At 63.1% G+C, this 15,252-nt stretch carries 25 protein-coding genes; 1 reads left to right on the forward strand and 24 read right to left on the reverse strand.

Annotated elements, in window-relative coordinates; all coding sequences use genetic code 11:
* Window positions 1-9: 9 nt before the first annotated feature.
* From rpmD to rpsL, 24 genes are all read right to left on the reverse strand, one after another.
* Window positions 10-201 carry a 50S ribosomal protein L30 gene (gene rpmD, locus IF803_RS15520; protein ID WP_028335461.1) on the reverse strand — a complete coding sequence of 64 codons (192 nt, stop codon included), beginning with the start codon at window positions 199-201 and terminating at the stop codon, window positions 10-12.
* A 39-nt stretch (window positions 202-240) separates the two neighbouring features.
* A complete protein-coding gene (rpsE, locus tag IF803_RS15525; RefSeq protein WP_016843761.1) occupies window positions 241-816 on the reverse strand; it encodes a 30S ribosomal protein S5 in 576 nt (191 codons plus the stop codon).
* A gap of 58 nt (window positions 817-874) precedes the next feature.
* The gene (gene rplR / locus IF803_RS15530; protein WP_016843760.1) at window positions 875-1,234 is read right to left on the reverse strand and encodes a 50S ribosomal protein L18; all 360 of its coding nucleotides are present in this window, start codon (window positions 1,232-1,234) and stop codon (window positions 875-877) included.
* An 11-nt stretch (window positions 1,235-1,245) separates the two neighbouring features.
* A complete protein-coding gene (gene rplF, locus IF803_RS15535; RefSeq protein WP_461192694.1) occupies window positions 1,246-1,779 on the reverse strand; it encodes a 50S ribosomal protein L6 in 534 nt (177 codons plus the stop codon).
* Between the two features lie 14 nt (window positions 1,780-1,793).
* Window positions 1,794-2,192, reverse strand: a complete 399-nt coding sequence (gene rpsH / locus IF803_RS15540; protein WP_018272133.1) for a 30S ribosomal protein S8 — start codon at window positions 2,190-2,192, stop codon at window positions 1,794-1,796.
* A gap of 15 nt (window positions 2,193-2,207) precedes the next feature.
* Window positions 2,208-2,513 carry a 30S ribosomal protein S14 gene (gene rpsN / locus IF803_RS15545; RefSeq protein ID WP_016843757.1) on the reverse strand — a complete coding sequence of 102 codons (306 nt, stop codon included), beginning with the start codon at window positions 2,511-2,513 and terminating at the stop codon, window positions 2,208-2,210.
* 45 nt (window positions 2,514-2,558) lie between these two features.
* Window positions 2,559-3,116: a 50S ribosomal protein L5 gene (rplE, locus tag IF803_RS15550; RefSeq protein ID WP_016843756.1), complete on the reverse strand. Its 558-nt coding sequence runs from the start codon at window positions 3,114-3,116 to the stop codon at window positions 2,559-2,561.
* Complete coding sequence (gene rplX, locus IF803_RS15555; RefSeq protein WP_016843755.1) at window positions 3,109-3,423, reverse strand: 50S ribosomal protein L24; 315 nt, start codon at window positions 3,421-3,423, stop codon at window positions 3,109-3,111. Before rplX ends, rplE begins: the two co-directional genes overlap by 8 nt.
* A complete protein-coding gene (gene rplN, locus IF803_RS15560) occupies window positions 3,423-3,791 on the reverse strand; it encodes a 50S ribosomal protein L14 (protein WP_011473865.1) in 369 nt (122 codons plus the stop codon). Before rplN ends, rplX begins: the two co-directional genes overlap by 1 nt.
* Before the next feature lie 75 nt (window positions 3,792-3,866).
* Window positions 3,867-4,115 (reverse strand): 30S ribosomal protein S17, encoded by a 249-nt coding sequence (gene rpsQ, locus IF803_RS15565; RefSeq protein WP_016843754.1) that lies wholly within the window; start codon window positions 4,113-4,115, stop codon window positions 3,867-3,869.
* Window positions 4,116-4,125: 10 nt separating this feature from the next.
* Window positions 4,126-4,332 (reverse strand): 50S ribosomal protein L29, encoded by a 207-nt coding sequence (gene rpmC, locus IF803_RS15570; RefSeq protein WP_016843753.1) that lies wholly within the window; start codon window positions 4,330-4,332, stop codon window positions 4,126-4,128.
* A gap of 5 nt (window positions 4,333-4,337) precedes the next feature.
* Entirely contained in the window at window positions 4,338-4,751 is a 414-nt protein-coding gene (gene rplP, locus IF803_RS15575) for a 50S ribosomal protein L16 (protein WP_016843752.1), read from the reverse strand.
* Between the two features lie 30 nt (window positions 4,752-4,781).
* Window positions 4,782-5,483 (reverse strand): 30S ribosomal protein S3, encoded by a 702-nt coding sequence (rpsC, locus tag IF803_RS15580; RefSeq protein WP_016843751.1) that lies wholly within the window; start codon window positions 5,481-5,483, stop codon window positions 4,782-4,784.
* A gap of 20 nt (window positions 5,484-5,503) precedes the next feature.
* Window positions 5,504-5,890, reverse strand: coding sequence for a 50S ribosomal protein L22 (rplV, locus tag IF803_RS15585; protein ID WP_016843750.1), 387 nt, complete (start codon window positions 5,888-5,890; stop codon window positions 5,504-5,506).
* 10 nt (window positions 5,891-5,900) lie between these two features.
* Window positions 5,901-6,179 carry a 30S ribosomal protein S19 gene (gene rpsS, locus IF803_RS15590; protein WP_028335459.1) on the reverse strand — a complete coding sequence of 93 codons (279 nt, stop codon included), beginning with the start codon at window positions 6,177-6,179 and terminating at the stop codon, window positions 5,901-5,903.
* 12 nt (window positions 6,180-6,191) lie between these two features.
* Window positions 6,192-7,025, reverse strand: coding sequence for a 50S ribosomal protein L2 (rplB, locus tag IF803_RS15595; RefSeq protein ID WP_209911443.1), 834 nt, complete (start codon window positions 7,023-7,025; stop codon window positions 6,192-6,194).
* A 12-nt stretch (window positions 7,026-7,037) separates the two neighbouring features.
* Window positions 7,038-7,337, reverse strand: a complete 300-nt coding sequence (locus IF803_RS15600) for a 50S ribosomal protein L23 (RefSeq protein ID WP_028339313.1) — start codon at window positions 7,335-7,337, stop codon at window positions 7,038-7,040.
* Complete coding sequence (gene rplD, locus IF803_RS15605) at window positions 7,334-7,954, reverse strand: 50S ribosomal protein L4 (protein ID WP_028339314.1); 621 nt, start codon at window positions 7,952-7,954, stop codon at window positions 7,334-7,336. The genes IF803_RS15600 and rplD overlap by 4 nt, the downstream gene beginning before the upstream one ends.
* A gap of 1 nt (window position 7,955) precedes the next feature.
* The gene (gene rplC / locus IF803_RS15610; protein ID WP_028339315.1) at window positions 7,956-8,675 is read right to left on the reverse strand and encodes a 50S ribosomal protein L3; all 720 of its coding nucleotides are present in this window, start codon (window positions 8,673-8,675) and stop codon (window positions 7,956-7,958) included.
* A 54-nt stretch (window positions 8,676-8,729) separates the two neighbouring features.
* Window positions 8,730-9,038 (reverse strand): 30S ribosomal protein S10, encoded by a 309-nt coding sequence (gene rpsJ, locus IF803_RS15615; protein WP_002712302.1) that lies wholly within the window; start codon window positions 9,036-9,038, stop codon window positions 8,730-8,732.
* Between the two features lie 86 nt (window positions 9,039-9,124).
* The gene (gene tuf / locus IF803_RS15620) at window positions 9,125-10,315 is read right to left on the reverse strand and encodes an elongation factor Tu (RefSeq protein ID WP_028339316.1); all 1,191 of its coding nucleotides are present in this window, start codon (window positions 10,313-10,315) and stop codon (window positions 9,125-9,127) included.
* 40 nt (window positions 10,316-10,355) lie between these two features.
* The gene (gene fusA / locus IF803_RS15625) at window positions 10,356-12,428 is read right to left on the reverse strand and encodes an elongation factor G (protein ID WP_028339317.1); all 2,073 of its coding nucleotides are present in this window, start codon (window positions 12,426-12,428) and stop codon (window positions 10,356-10,358) included.
* Between the two features lie 29 nt (window positions 12,429-12,457).
* Window positions 12,458-12,928, reverse strand: coding sequence for a 30S ribosomal protein S7 (rpsG, locus tag IF803_RS15630; protein WP_050402248.1), 471 nt, complete (start codon window positions 12,926-12,928; stop codon window positions 12,458-12,460).
* Between the two features lie 15 nt (window positions 12,929-12,943).
* On the reverse strand, window positions 12,944-13,315 hold the full coding sequence (rpsL, locus tag IF803_RS15635; RefSeq protein ID WP_006611834.1) for a 30S ribosomal protein S12: 372 nt from the start codon (window positions 13,313-13,315) through the stop codon (window positions 12,944-12,946).
* A gap of 700 nt (window positions 13,316-14,015) precedes the next feature.
* On the opposite strand from rpsL, the gene IF803_RS15640 reads away from it, so the two are divergent.
* A complete protein-coding gene (locus IF803_RS15640) occupies window positions 14,016-15,227 on the forward strand; it encodes an FAD-dependent oxidoreductase (RefSeq protein WP_461192695.1) in 1,212 nt (403 codons plus the stop codon).
* The last annotated feature ends 25 nt before the right edge of the window (window positions 15,228-15,252 follow it).

Genomic DNA, 15,252 nt, shown 5'->3' on the forward strand with positions numbered 1-15,252 from the left:
TATCTCTGCTTACTCGCCGACGACGCGGACGAGATGCTGAACCTTGCTGATCATGCCGCGAACTTCAGGGGTATCCTGCAGCTCGGCAACCCGGCCGATCTTGTTGAGCTTGAGGCCGATCAGCGTCGAACGCTGCGAGTGATGGCGGCGGATTGCGCTGCCGATCTGCTCGACCTTGATGGTCTTGCTGGCCTTGGCCATGACAGTAACTCCGAATAGCGCTTCGAGAAGCGCGCGTTGTTATTCCGCCACCACTTCGGCGTCGCCGCCGACGCGTCGCGACTGCAGGGTGGAGACCTTGATGTTGCGGCGTGCCGCCACCGAGCGCGGCGAATCCTGATGCTTCAGCGCGTCGAACGTCGCGCGGACCATGTTGTAGGGATTCGACGAGCCGATCGACTTCGCCACCACGTCCTGGATGCCGAGCGTCTCGAACACCGCGCGCATCGGGCCGCCGGCGATGATGCCGGTACCGGCCGGAGCGGCACGCAGGTAGACGCGGCCGGCGCCGTGACGGCCGGCGATGTCGTGATGCAGCGTGCGGCCTTCGCGAAGCGCGACGCGCGTCAGGTTGCGCTTCGCCGATTCGGTCGCCTTGCGGATCGCTTCCGGAACTTCGCGTGCCTTGCCGTGGCCGAACCCGACCCGGCCCTTCTGGTCGCCGATCACGACCAGCGCCGCAAAGCCGAAGCGCTTGCCGCCCTTGACGACCTTCGCCACGCGATTGATGTGGACGAGCTTGTCGACGAACTCGCTGTCGCGCTCCTCGCGCTCCCTGCTCCGTTCGCGTCCGCCGCGTTCGCGTTCACCTGCCATGGTGTTTTCCAATCTCTAGGAGGCCTTGCGCCTCTTTCCTCGTCATCGTTCGTAAAGTTTAGAAGCTCAATCCGCCTTCGCGCGCCGCATCCGCGAGCGCCTTGACGCGCCCGTGATAGATGTAGGCGCCGCGATCGAACACGACTTCCTTGACACCCTTCTGCGCCGCGCGCTCGGCGAGCAGCTTGCCGACCGCCTTCGCCGCATCGATGTCGGCGCCGGTCTTGCCGGCGTCGCGCATGGTCTTCTCCAGCGACGAGGCGGAAGCGAGCGTCTCGCCCTTCTGGTCGTCGATGACCTGGGCGTAGATGTGCTTGGACGAGCGGAACACCGACAGCCGCGGACGGCCGCCTGCCGAGCGGCGAAGCGCAAGGCGCACGCGCTGCTTGCGCCGGGCATTCGTAACCTTGAGTGACATGACCGGCTCCGTTACTTCTTCTTGCCTTCCTTGCGGAAGATGAATTCGTTGGCGTACTTCACGCCCTTGCCCTTGTAGGGCTCCGGCGGACGGTAGGCGCGGATCTCGGCGGCGACCTGGCCGACGCGCTGCGGATCGTTGCCGGTGATCGTGATCTCGGTCGGCTTCGGCACCGCGATGGTGATGCCTTCCGGGATCGCGTACACCACGTCGTGGCTGTAGCCGAGCGCGAGCTGCAGGTTCTTGCCCTGCATCGCGGCGCGGTAGCCGACGCCGGTGATCTCGAGCTTCTTCTCGAAGCCCTTGGTGACGCCCTCGACGAGGTTGGCGACCTGCGCGCGCGCGGTGCCGTACATCGCCTGCGCGCGGTTGGTCTTGATCCGCGGAGCGACCTTGACCTGGCCGTTCTCGAACTTCACCTCGACGTCGTCATGCACGACGAACTGAAGCTGGCCCTTCGGCCCCTTCACCTTCACCGTCTGGCCCTCGACGCTTGCCGTCACACCCGACGGGATCGCCACCGGCCTTTTGCCGATACGTGACATCGTAAAATCCTTCCTCAGAACACCGTGAAGAGAACTTCGCCGCCCACGTTGGCGTCGCGCGCCTGGTGGTCAGCCATGATTCCCTTCGGCGTCGACAACACCGAAATGCCGAGACCGTTGTTCACGCGCGGCAGGTTCTTCACCGAGGCGTAAACGCGGCGGCCCGGCTTCGACACCCGCTCGATCTCGCGGATGACGGGCTCGCCGTCGAAATACTTCAGCTCGATCTCGAGCTCGCTGCGGCCCGAGGCATGCTCGACGCTGGCATAGCCGCGGATGTAACCCTCGGACTTCAGCACCTCGAGCACGTTGGCGCGCATCTTCGAGCCGGGGCTCGAGACCTTGGACTTGGAGCGCATCTGCGCGTTGCGGATGCGGGTGATGAGATCGCTGATCGGATCGTGCGTAGACATTGTTCCGACCCTCCCTTACCAGCTCGACTTCACGAGGCCGGGAACCAGGCCCTTGGAGCCGAGTTCACGCAGCGCGATGCGCGAGAGCTTGTTCTTGCGATAGTTCGAGCGCGGACGCCCGGTCAGCTCGCAACGGTTGCGGATGCGCGTCGGCGACGAGTTGCGCGGCATCTCGGCGAGCTTCAGCGTCGCCGCGAAGCGCTCTTCCATCGGCTTGGTCTTGTCGGCGATGATCGCCTTCAGCTTCTCGCGGCGCGGGCCGGCGTTCTTCGCCATCCGCTTGCGCCGGTTGTTCTTCTCGACTGAACTCTTCTTTGCCATGCTTGGCTCCTGGGTATCCGCGTTTGAGTGCTTTGGCTCAGCTACTCACTGCCGGAACGGGAAATTGAAAGCGGTCAACAAGGCACGCGCCTCGTCGTCGGTCTTGGCGGTGGTACAGACCGTGATGTCCATGCCACGCGCTTCCGAGACCTTGTCGAAGTCGATCTCGGGGAAAATGATGTGCTCCTTGATGCCAAGCGAATAGTTGCCGCGGCCGTCGAAGCTCTTCGGGTTCAGGCCGCGGAAGTCGCGGACGCGGGGCAGCGCCACGTTCACCAGGCGGTCGATGAACTCGTACATATGGGTCTTGCGCAGCGTGACCTTGCAGCCGATCGGCTGGTTCTCACGCAGCTTGAAGGTCGCGATCGCGATCCGCGAATAGGTCACGATCGCCTTCTGGCCGGCGATCTGGGTCAGCTCGGCAGCGGCGGTCTCGGCCTTTTTGCGGTCGTTGACGGAGTCGCCCACGCCCATGTTGAGCACGACCTTGTCGAGGCGCGGCACCTGCATCACGTTGGCATAACCGAACTTCTCGGTCATCATGCCGCGGATCTTCTTGTCATACTCCGCGCGCAGACGCGGCGTGTAAGCTGTATCAGCCATCGATCTCTGCTCCCGAGCTCTTGGCAACACGAACCTTCTTGCCATCGGCCTGAATCTTGAACCCGATGCGGGTCGGCTTTCCGTCCTTGCCGACATACGCAATGTTGGAAAGGTCGATCGGCATCTCCTTGGAGATGATGCCGCCTTCCTGGGTCTGGGTCTGCTTCTGGTGACGCTTCACCATATTGATGCCGCGAACGAGAGCCTTGTTCTCGTCCGGACGCACCTCGAACACCTCGCCGGTGCGACCCTTGTCGCGGCCGGTGAGCACCATCACCTTGTCGCCCTTGCGGATCTTGGCAGCCATCACAGCACCTCCGGCGCGAGCGAAATGATCTTCATGTGGTTCTTGGCGCGCAGCTCGCGCGGCACCGGCCCGAAGATACGGGTGCCGACCGGCTCGGACTGATTGTTGATCAGCACGGCGGCGTTGCGGTCGAAGCGGATGACCGAACCGTCGGCGCGACGGATGTCCTTGCGGACCCGGACCACGACGGCCTTCATCACGTCGCCCTTCTTCACCTTGCCACGCGGAATGGCTTCCTTGATCGACACAACGATAACGTCGCCCACGGTGGCATAGCGGCGCTTGGAACCTCCAAGAACCTTGATGCACATGACACGGCGTGCGCCTGAATTATCGGCCACGTCGAGGTTGGTCTGCATCTGAATCATTGATGCACCTCGTCCTCTTTCTGCGCTTTAGCGCGCTCAAAATTTCCCTGAATTCCCTCGGCCAGGCCGAAGTAATCAGGCCGTTTTCTTGTGTTCGCCCCGGACCACGGTCCAGCGCTTCAGCTTCGAGATCGGCTTCGATTCCTCGATCCAGACCATGTCGCCCGGCTTGAACTGGTTGTTCTCGTCGTGCGCGTGGTAGTTCTTGGAACGGCGGATCGTCTTCTTGTAGATCGGGTGGGTGAAGCGGCGATCGACGCGCACCACGATGGTCTTGGCTTGCTTGTCGCTGACGACCACGCCCTGCAGAGTACGTTTCGGCATAGCTGGCCCCTTACTTCTTCTTCGCGCGCTGCTGGGCAGCGATGGTCTTGATACGAGCGATATCGCGGCGGGCTTCCCGCATCCGCGAGGTGTTCTCCAGCTGCCCGGTGGCGCGCTGGAAACGCAGGTTGAAGCGTTCCTTCTTCAAATTCAGGATCGCGTCTTCCCGCTGGTCGTCGCTCATCGCGCGAATGTCTTCAACTTTCATCTCGGCCATGGCGATTACTCCGCAATGCGCGCAACGAAGCGCGTCTTGATCGGCAGCTTGGCGGCGGCGAGCGACAGCGCTTCCTTCGCGGTCTGCACCGGCACGCCGTCGATCTCGAACATCACGCGGCCCGGCTTGATCCGGACCACCCACAATTCCGGGGCACCCTTGCCGGAGCCCATGCGGACTTCGGCGGGCTTCTTCGACACCGGCACGTCCGGGAACACGCGGATCCAGACGCGGCCGGCGCGCTTCATGTGACGGGTCAGCGCGCGGCGGGCGGCCTCGATCTGGCGGGCGGTGACGCGCTCAGGCTCCATCGCCTTCAGGCCGAACTGGCCGAACGCCAACGTCGCGCCAGAGGTCGCAACGCCGTGGATACGGCCCTTATGCGCCTTCCGGAACTTCGTTTTCTTAGGTTGCATCATGGCTTTAAGCCCTCAAATTCCTGCTTTGCCTCAAGCGGCGTCGCGGCGCGAACGCGGCGTGCTGTCGCCTTCGGCCATCTTCTTGTCCTGGGCCATCGGATCGTGCTCGAGGATCTCGCCCTTGAAGATCCAGACCTTGACGCCGCAGGTGCCGAAGGTCGTGAACGCGGTGGCAACGCCGTAGTCGACGTCGGCGCGCAGCGTGTGCAACGGCACGCGACCCTCGCGGTACCACTCCATGCGCGCGATTTCGGCACCGCCGAGACGGCCCGAGCAGTTGATGCGGATGCCACCGGCACCGAGACGCATCGCCGACTGCACGGCGCGCTTCATGGCGCGGCGGAACGCGACGCGGCGCTCGAGCTGCTGGGCGATCGATTCAGCGACCAAGGTCGCGTCGAGCTCCGGCTTGCGGATTTCGACGATGTTGATCACGACGTCCGACGAGGTGATGTCGGCAACCTTCTTGCGCAGCTTGTCGATGTCGGCGCCCTTCTTGCCGATCACGACGCCCGGACGGGCCGAGTGGATCGTCACGCGGCACTTCTTGTGCGGACGCTCGATCACGATGCGGGCCACGGCCGCCTGCTTGAGCTCCTTGTGCAGGATCTCGCGGATCTTGACGTCCTCGTGCAGCAGCTTGCCGTATTCCTGCTTGCCGGCGAACCAACGGGAGTCCCAGGTCCGGTTGATGCCGAGACGCAGCCCGATTGGATTGATCTTTTGACCCATCGTCTTCTCCTGCGCCCTTCTTAGGCGCTTGCCTCGGCCTCGACCTGACGAACCACGATGGTCAGGTGCGAGAACGGTTTGAACACACGGCCCGAACGGCCACGGCCGCGCGGAGCAAAACGCTTCATCACGATGCCATTGCCGACATGCGCCTCGGCGACGACCAGATCGTCAACCTCGAGGTCATGGTTGTTCTCGGCGTTCGCGATCGCCGATTCCAGGCACTTCTTGACGTCGACCGCGATCCGCTTGCGCGAGAACTGCAGATCGGCGAGCGCAGCGGACGCCTTGCGGCCGCGGATCAGCTGCGCCACCAGGTTGAGCTTCTGCGGGCTGACGCGCAGCATGCGGGCGACGGCCTTGGCCTCATTGTCCGCGAGGCTACGTTCGCGCTTTGGTTTGCTCATCGGTTAATCCTCAAGCCTTCTTGGCTTTCTTGTCGCCCGAATGGCCGTGGAAGGTCCGGGTCGGCGAGAACTCGCCGAACTTGTGACCCACCATTTCCTCGTTGATTGCCACCGGCACGTGCTTGTGGCCGTTATAGACGCCGAACGTCAGGCCGACGAACTGCGGCAGGATGGTCGAGCGGCGGCTCCAGATCTTGATGACGTCGTGACGGCCGGACGAGCGCGCGGCATCTGCCTTCTTGAGCAGAGAACCCTCGACGAACGGGCCTTTCCAGACTGAACGAACCATGTCCGGCGTTCCTTACTTCTTCCGCTTGTGGCGGCTGAGGAGAATGAATTTGTTGGTCGACTTGTTGGTGCGGGTCTTCTTGCCCTTGGTCGGCTTGCCCCACGGAGTAACCGGGTGGCGACCGCCCGAGGTACGACCTTCACCACCGCCGTGCGGGTGATCGATCGGGTTCATGACGACGCCGCGGTTGTGCGGACGCCAGCCGAGCCAGCGGGTACGACCGGCCTTGCCGATCGAGATGTTCATGTGATCCGGGTTCGAGACCGCGCCGATCGTGCCGCGGCAACGGCCGTGCACCAAACGCTGTTCGCCCGAGTTCAGGCGGATGATCACGTAGTCCTGGTCGCGGCCGACGATCTGGGCGTAGGTGCCGGCGGAGCGCGCCAGCTGACCGCCCTTGCCGATCTTCAGCTCGATGTTGTGCACGATCGTGCCGACCGGCATGTTGCCGAGCGGCATGACATTGCCCGGCTTGACGTCGACATAGTTGCCGGCGACGACGGTGTCGCCCGCCGCCAGGCGCTGCGGCGCCAGGATGTAGGCCAGCTCACCGTCCTGATACTTGATCAGCGCGATGAACGCGGTGCGGTTCGGATCGTACTCGAGCCGCTCCACGACCGCCGGCATGTCCACCTTGTCGCGGCGGAAGTCGACGGTGCGGTAGGCCTTCTTGTGGCCGCCGCCGCGGAAACGCACGGTGATGCGACCGGTGTTGTTGCGACCGCCGTTGCCGAGCTTGCCCTCGGTCAGGGTCTTCACCGGCTTGCCCTTGTAGAGCGCCGAACGATCGACCATGACCAGCTGGCGCTGGCCCGGCGTCGTGGGATTGTAGGTTTTCAATGCCATCGTCGTTGCGCCTTATAGTCCGGTAGTCACGTCGATGCGGTGGCCCTCTTCCAGGGTCACGATCGCGCGCTTGGTGTCCGACTGCGAGCCGAGATTGCCGCGGAACACCTTGGTCTTGCCCTTGCGAACGAGAGTGTTGACGCTCTTCACCTTGACGTCGAACAGCTTCTCGACCGCTTCCTTGATCTGCGGCTTGGTCGCCTTGCCGGCGACCTTGAACATCACCTTGTTGTGCTCGGAGGCGAGCGTCGCCTTTTCCGTCACAACAGGGGAGATGATGACGTCGTAGTGGCGCGGATCGATGTTCTTCATTTGAAGCGCGCCTCCAGCGCATCAACCGCAGCCTTGGTCAGCACCAGCTTCTGGCGGCGGAGAATGTCGTAGACGTTGATGCCCTGAATCGGCAGCACGTCGATGTTCGGAATGTTGCGGGCCGCGGTCGCGAAACCGGCGTTCAGCTCTGCGCCGTCGATGATCAGCGCGTTGGTGAGCCCGAGGCCGGAGAAGTGACCGAGCAGCGCCTTGGTCTTGGCGGCCTCGAGCTGCGCATTGTCGATCACGATCAGCCCGCCGTCCTTGGCCTTGGCCGACAGCGCATGCTTCAGCGCGAGCGCGCGCACCTTCTTCGGCAGGTCGGTCGCGTGCGAGCGAACAACCGGACCGAACGCACGGCCACCGCCGCGGAACTGCGGCACGCGGGCCGAGCCGTGACGGGCGCCGCCGGTGCCCTTCTGCTTGTACATCTTCTTGCCGGTGCGCCAGATCTCGGCGCGGCCCTTGGCCTTGTGGGTACCGGCCTGACGCTTGTTCAGCTGCCACTGCACGCAGCGCTGGATGATATCCTTGCGCGGCTCGAGACCGAAGATCTCGTCCGAGAGCTGGACCGAGCCAGCGTCTTTGCCTTCAAGGGTGGTGACTTTCAGTTCCATCTCACACGCCCTCCTTCTCGGCCACAGCTTCGGCAGCGTCGCCGCCGGCAACCTTGAACTTGCCGGGCTTCGGGGCTTCCTTCGGCAGCGGCTTCTTGACCGCGTCGCGCACCGAGATCCAGCCGCCCTTGGAGCCGGGAACGGCGCCTTCGACGAGGATCAGGCCGCGCTCGACGTCGGTCGAAACCACGCGCAGATTGAGCGTGGTGATGCGATCGACGCCCATGTGACCGGGCATCTTCTTGTTCTTGAAGGTCTTGCCGGGATCCTGACGACCACCGGTCGAACCGATCGAACGGTGCGAGACCGACACACCGTGGGTGGCGCGCAGACCGCCGAAATTCCAGCGCTTCATGCCGCCGGCGAAGCCCTTACCGATCGAGGTGCCGGTGACGTCCACAAACTGGCCGACCACGAAATGGTCCGCCTGGATTTCCGCGCCGACCGGGATCAGCGCGTCCTCGGACACGCGGAACTCGGCGACCTTGCGCTTCGGTTCGACCTTGGCGACCGCGAACTGACCGCGTTCGGCCTTGGGCATGTACACGGTCTTGCGGGCGCCCGAGCCGAGCTGAAGAGCGACATAGCCGTTCTTCTCGGTCGTGCGGTGGCCAAGCACCTGGCAGTTGCCCAACTTCAGCACGGTCACAGGGATATGCTCGCCGGTCTCCGTAAAGACCCGCGTCATCCCGACCTTTTGTGCGATCACTCCGGAGCGCATCGGCGTGCTTCCTGTCTTTCTGTCCGCAAGCGGCGGACGTAAAAATCCAAAACCTTAGAGCTTGATCTCGACGTCGACACCGGCGGCCAGGTCGAGCTTCATCAGCGCATCGACGGTCTGCGGGGTCGGGTCGACAATGTCGAGGAGGCGCTTGTGGGTGCGCATCTCGAATTGCTCGCGGCTCTTCTTGTCAACGTGCGGCGAACGGTTGACGGTGAACTTCTCGATGCGGGTCGGCAGCGGAATCGGTCCGCGAACCTGCGCACCGGTGCGCTTCGCCGTGTTCACGATCTCACGGGTCGACGTATCGAGGATTCGATGGTCGAACGCCTTGAGACGGATGCGAATATTTTGGCCGTTCATTGCCGTATTCTTTCTTTAGTGAGTGGCGAGTAGCGAATAGCGAATGGAGTGACCCACTCGCTACTCGCCATTCCCTATTCGCGTAGTTACTCGATGATCGCGGCGACGACGCCGGCGCCGACGGTGCGGCCGCCTTCGCGGATCGCGAAGCGCAGCTTCTCTTCCATCGCGATCGGCACGATCAGGTGCACTTCCATCGCGATGTTGTCGCCCGGCATCACCATCTCGGTGCCTTCCGGCAGGTGCACGACACCGGTCACGTCGGTGGTGCGGAAGTAGAACTGCGGACGGTAGTTGGTGAAGAACGGGGTGTGGCGACCGCCCTCTTCCTTGGTGAGGATGTAAGCCTCAGCCTTGAACTTGGTGTGCGGCTTGACCGAACCGGGCTTGCACAGCACCTGGCCACGCTCGACTTCCTCGCGCTTGGTGCCGCGGAGCAGCGCACCGATGTTGTCGCCGGCCTGGCCCTGATCGAGCAGCTTGCGGAACATTTCGACGCCGGTGACGATGGTCTTCTGGGTGTCGCGGATACCGACGATTTCGATTTCCTCGCCGACCTTGATCACGCCGCGCTCGACACGGCCGGTAACGACGGTGCCGCGGCCCGAGATCGAGAACACGTCTTCAACCGGCATCAGGAACGGCTGGTCGATCGGACGCTCCGGCTGCGGGATGTACTCGTCGACATTGCGCATCAGCTCGAGGATGGCGTCGTGGCCGAGCTTCTTGTCCTTGTCCTCGAGGGCGGCGAGCGCCGAGCCCTTGATGATCGGGATCTTGTCGCCCGGGAATTCGTACTTCGAGAGCAGCTCGCGGACTTCGAGCTCGACGAGCTCGAGCAGCTCCGGATCGTCGACCATGTCGCACTTGTTGAGGAACACGACGAGCGCGGGCACGCCGACCTGGCGGGCGAGCAGGATGTGCTCGCGGGTCTGCGGCATCGGGCCGTCAGCAGCCGACACGACCAGGATCGCGCCGTCCATCTGGGCAGCACCGGTGATCATGTTCTTCACGTAGTCGGCGTGGCCGGGGCAGTCGACGTGAGCATAGTGACGGTTCTGCGTCTCGTACTCGACGTGAGCGGTCGAGATCGTGATGCCGCGCGCCTTCTCTTCCGGCGCCTTGTCGATCTGGTCGTAGGCGGTGAACGTCGCGCCGCCGGTTTCTGCAAGCACCTTGGTGATCGCTGCGGTCAGCGAGGTCTTGCCATGGTCGACGTGACCGATGGTGCCGATGTTGCAGTGGGGCTTGTTACGCTCGAATTTTGCTTTGGCCATTTGACTCTCCGTTCAGTCGTCAGTTGCTAACCAACGACAATCAAGCAAACTTTTTCTGGACTTCAGCCGACACGTTCGCCGGAGCTTCGGCGTAGTGATCGAACTGCATCGTGAAGGTTGCGCGACCCTGGCTCATCGAGCGCAGGTTATTCACGTAACCGAACATGTTCATGAGCGGCACCATCGCGTTGATGACGTTGGCGTTGCCGCGCATGTCTTGGCCCTGGATCTGGCCGCGCCGGGAATTCAGATCGCCGATGACCGAGCCGGTGTAGTCTTCCGGGGTCACCACCTCGACCTTCATGATCGGCTCGAGCAGAACGGACTTGCCCTTCGTCAACGCTTCGCGGAACGCGGCCCGCGATGCGATTTCGAACGCCAGTGCCGACGAGTCGACGTCGTGATACTTGCCGTCGACCAGCTGCACCTTGACGTCCACCACCGGGAAGCCGGCAACGACACCGGAGCCCATCACGCTGTTGAGGCCCTTTTCGACGCCGGGGATGTATTCCTTCGGCACCGCACCGCCGACGATCTTCGATTCGAACTCGTAGCCCTTGCCGGGCTCGTTCGGCTCGACGACGATCGACACTTCGGCGAACTGACCGGTACCGCCGGTCTGCTTCTTGTGCGTGTACTTGACTTCGGCCTTCTTGGTCACGCGCTCGCGGAACGCCACCTGCGGCGCGCCGATGTTGGCGTCGACCTTGTAGGTGCGCTTGAGAATGTCGACCTTGATGTCGAGATGCAGTTCGCCCATGCCCTTGAGAATGGTCTGGCCGGACTCCTGGTCGGTCGACACGCGGAACGACGGATCTTCCGCGGCGAGCTTGGCAAGCGCCACGCCGAGCTTTTCCTGGTCGGCCTTCGACTTCGGCTCGATCGCGATTTCGATCACCGGCTCCGGGAATTCCATCTTCTCAAGGATGACCGGCTTGTCGGGATCGCACAGCGTGTCACCGGTGCGCGCTTCCTTCAGGCCAGCCAGCGCGACGATGTCGCCGGCATAGGCTTCCTTGATGTCCTCGCGGTTGTTCGCATGCATCAGCAGCATGCGGCCGATACGTTCCTTCTTCTCGCGGGTCGAGTTCACCACGCCGGTGCCCGACTGCAGGACGCCGGAATAGATGCGGCAGAAGGTAATGGTGCCGACGAACGGGTCGTCCATGATCTTGAACGCGAGCAGCGCCAGCGGCTCCTTGTCGTCCGCCTTGCGCACGACCTCGTTGCCGTCATCATCGATGCCCTTGATCGCGGGCACGTCGATCGGCGACGGCAGGTAGTCGACGACCGCGTCGAGCAGCGGCTGCACGCCCTTGTTCTTGAACGCGGAGCCACACAGCACCGGATAGAACGCGCCGGTGAGCACAGCCTTGCGGATCAAGCGCTTCAGGGTCGCCTCGTCCGGCTCCTTGCCGTCGAGGAACGCAGCCAAAGCGTCGTCGTCGAGCTCGACGGCGGCTTCCACCATCTTCTCGCGATATTCCTTGGCCTGCTCGATCATGTCTTCCGGGATGTCGACATAGTCGAACTTGGCACCGAGGGATTCATCGTTCCAGACGATGCCCTTCATGACGACCAGGTCGACGAGGCCCTTGAAGTTGTTCTCGGCGCCGATCGGAAGCTGGATCGCGATCGGCTTGGCACCGAGGCGGTCGACGATGTCGGACAGGCACTTGAAAAAATCGGCGCCGGTCTTGTCCATCTTGTTGGCGAAGACGATGCGCGGCACCTTGTACTTGTCACCCTGGCGCCAGACGGTCTCGGTCTGCGGCTCGACGCCCTGGTTGGAATCGAGAACGCAAACGGCGCCGTCGAGCACGCGCAGCGAACGCTCGACTTCAATCGTGAAGTCGACGTGGCCGGGGGTGTCGATGATGTTCAGACGCTTGCCGTTCCAGAACGCGGTGGTCGCAGCCGAGGTGATCGTGATGCCACGCTCCTGCTCCTGCTCCATCCAGTCCATCGTCGCGGCACCCTCGTGCACTTCGCCGATCTTGTGGCTCTTGCCGGTGTAATAGAGGATGCGCTCGGTGGTCGTGGTCTTACCGGCATCGATATGCGCCATGATACCGAAGTTGCGGTAGTTCTCTATGGCATGAACGCGGGGCATAGGCTGTTCCTTAAATTCCGTTGTTCGCCTTACCAGCGATAGTGCGAGAAGGCGCGGTTGGCTTCCGCCATCCGGTGCACGTCTTCACGCTTCTTGACGGCGTTGCCGCGATTGTTCGAGGCATCGAGCAGCTCAGCCGAGAGGCGCTCCGTCATGGTCTTCTCGTTGCGCTCGCGGGCGGCCGAGATCAGCCAGCGGATGCCGAGCGCCTGACGGCGCACCGAACGGACTTCCACCGGGACCTGGTAGGTCGCGCCGCCGACGCGGCGGGAACGAACTTCGATGGTCGGCATCACGTTCTCGAGCGCCTGCTCGAACACGCCGAGCGGGGGCTGCTTGGTCTTGGCCTCGATCATGCCGAGCGCACCGTAGACGATGTTTTCGGCAACCGACTTCTTCCCGGCGTACATCACCGAGTTCATGAATTTCGTAATGATGACGTTCCCGAACTTCGGATCCGGAAGAACTTCACGCTTCTCAGCAGAATGGCGACGCGACATCTGATCGGTTCCCGCTTACTTCGGACGCTTCGCGCCGTACTTCGAACGACGCTGCTTACGGTTCTTGACGCCCTGGGTATCCAGCACGCCGCGGAGGATGTGGTAGCGCACACCGGGCAAGTCCTTGACGCGGCCGCCGCGGATCATGACCACCGAGTGCTCCTGCAGGTTATGGCCCTCACCCGGGATGTAGCCGATCACCTCGAAGCCGTTGGTCAGGCGCACCTTGGCGACCTTACGAAGCGCCGAGTTCGGCTTCTTCGGGGTCGTGGTGTAGACGCGCGTGCACACGCCGCGCTTCTGCGGCGACTGCTGCAGCGCCGGCACCTTCTTACGCGACTTCTGCACTTCACGCGGATTTGCGATCAGCTGGTTGATCGTCGGCATGCAGCCTTCACCCTTTAGTTCGCGCGAAAGCCTTGAATGGCTCCGCAAATTTCTTCTCAGGACTAGCCGTCCCGCACGGCCCGCTCGGCACGGAACAAACAACCGCGCAAAGCGAAATCGCGCCAACCACTCATCGCTGAGCGGAAAGCGCATCGACGCCACAGAGGACCGCGATCCCGAACCGATCAGCGTTCGCTGTTCGGTCCGCCACCGAGGTCATGCATCCGAATTCACTCTCAAGAGGACGTGCTCAAGAGAACTAATATCGTCCTGGCATTGCCTAGCTATCATCGACAGCGTTTGAGCGGCATTCGTCGAGGTTGGTGCCCGTCCGGCTCCTCAAAAAGGGCCATCGGGTGTTCCGTTCCGACGCTGGCGTAGCTCACCGCCTGTCGTTAAGTGGGCGCCTTGTATAATCGAGAGATAGTGAAGTCAAGCAAAACGACAAGCAAAGAAACGCCTCTGGCACTTGCAGATTTCGCATTTCGCCGAGGTTCGGCGCAAGGCGAAATGTGACGGTCGACCGACCTCCCCGCACCTTCATCCGAATCTTCGGGGCGCACGCGGAATCATATTATACCCGGGTAAAATATAGATAGAAACAACTCTCCCCAAGTTGGTCTTGAAGGCAAACTTCGAAACTAAGCCTTTATTTGCCATTCGCAGCGCAAAAATCGGGGTCACGGCCACGGAAACTCTTATGCGGTATACCGACATCGCGATCATCGGCGGCGGTCTTGCGGGCTCGACCGCAGCCGCCATGCTCGGCCGTGCCGGGATACCGACGATCCTGGTCGATCCCCATCAGGTCTATCCGTTCGATTTCCGCGTCGAAAAGATCGGCGGCGACCTCCAGCTCGAGCGATTCGCCAGGACCGGCCTTGCCGAGTCGGTGCTCCGCTCGGCGACGCTGGACGGCGAGAACTGGATCGCGCGATTCGGCCACCTGCTCGACCGGCAGCCGAGCCGGCAATACGGCATCATGTACGACGCGCTGATCGCCGCGATTCGGAACGAAATCGCGGGACCGGCGGAATTCGTCTGCGACAAGGTGGTCAATGTCGCGACCAGCTCCGAGCGGCAGCGGCTCGTGCTTGCCAATGGCGAGGAGATCTCGGCGCGCCTCGTGGTGCTCGCCAACGGCCTGAACGTCGGGCTGCGCCGGATGCTCGGCATCGAGCGGCTGGTCACGAGCTTGTGCCACTCGATCTCGCTCGGCTTCGATTTCGTCCCCGTCGGCCGCCCCGCCTTCCCGTTCGCGGCCATGACCTATTTCTCGGAGCGGCCGAGCGACCGCATCCCCTACATCACGCTGTTTCCGGTCGGAGACCGGATGCGCGCCAACCTCTTCACCTATCGCAAGGCCGACGATCCCTGGCTGCGGGCGATGCGGCGTAATCCGGTCGAGACGCTGAACGCCGCGCTGCCGCGGCTGCGCCGGCTCGCCGGCGAGTTCGACATCGCGGGCGACATCAAGATCAGGCCCGCCGATATCTATGTCAGCACCGGCTATCGGCAGGCCGGCATCGTGCTGGTCGGTGATGCCTTCGCCAGCACCTGCCCCGTCACCGGCACCGGCACCGACAAGGTGTTCACCGACGTCGCCCAGCTCTGCAACGTCCACATCCCGGCTTGGCTGTCGACCGACGGCATGGGTGAGGACAAGATCGCCGCGTTCTACGACGATCCGGTCAAGACCGCCTGCGACGCCTGGTCGAACGCCAAGGCATTCAGCTTCCGCGAGGTGTCGGTCGGCAGCGGGCCCAGCTGGCAGGCCCAGCGCTGGGCACGCTTTTTCGGCTATCTCGGCCGCGGCTGGCTGCGCCGGCTGCACACCCCCGCGGCGGCGGCGTCAACAACGCGGCCGGCCAATCACTTCCGGCAACGTCCGCAAGCCGCGGACCGGGCGTAAAGTAAAATCTAGCGCTCGGCCATCG

Source organism: Bradyrhizobium sp. UFLA06-06 (assembly GCF_054820065.1).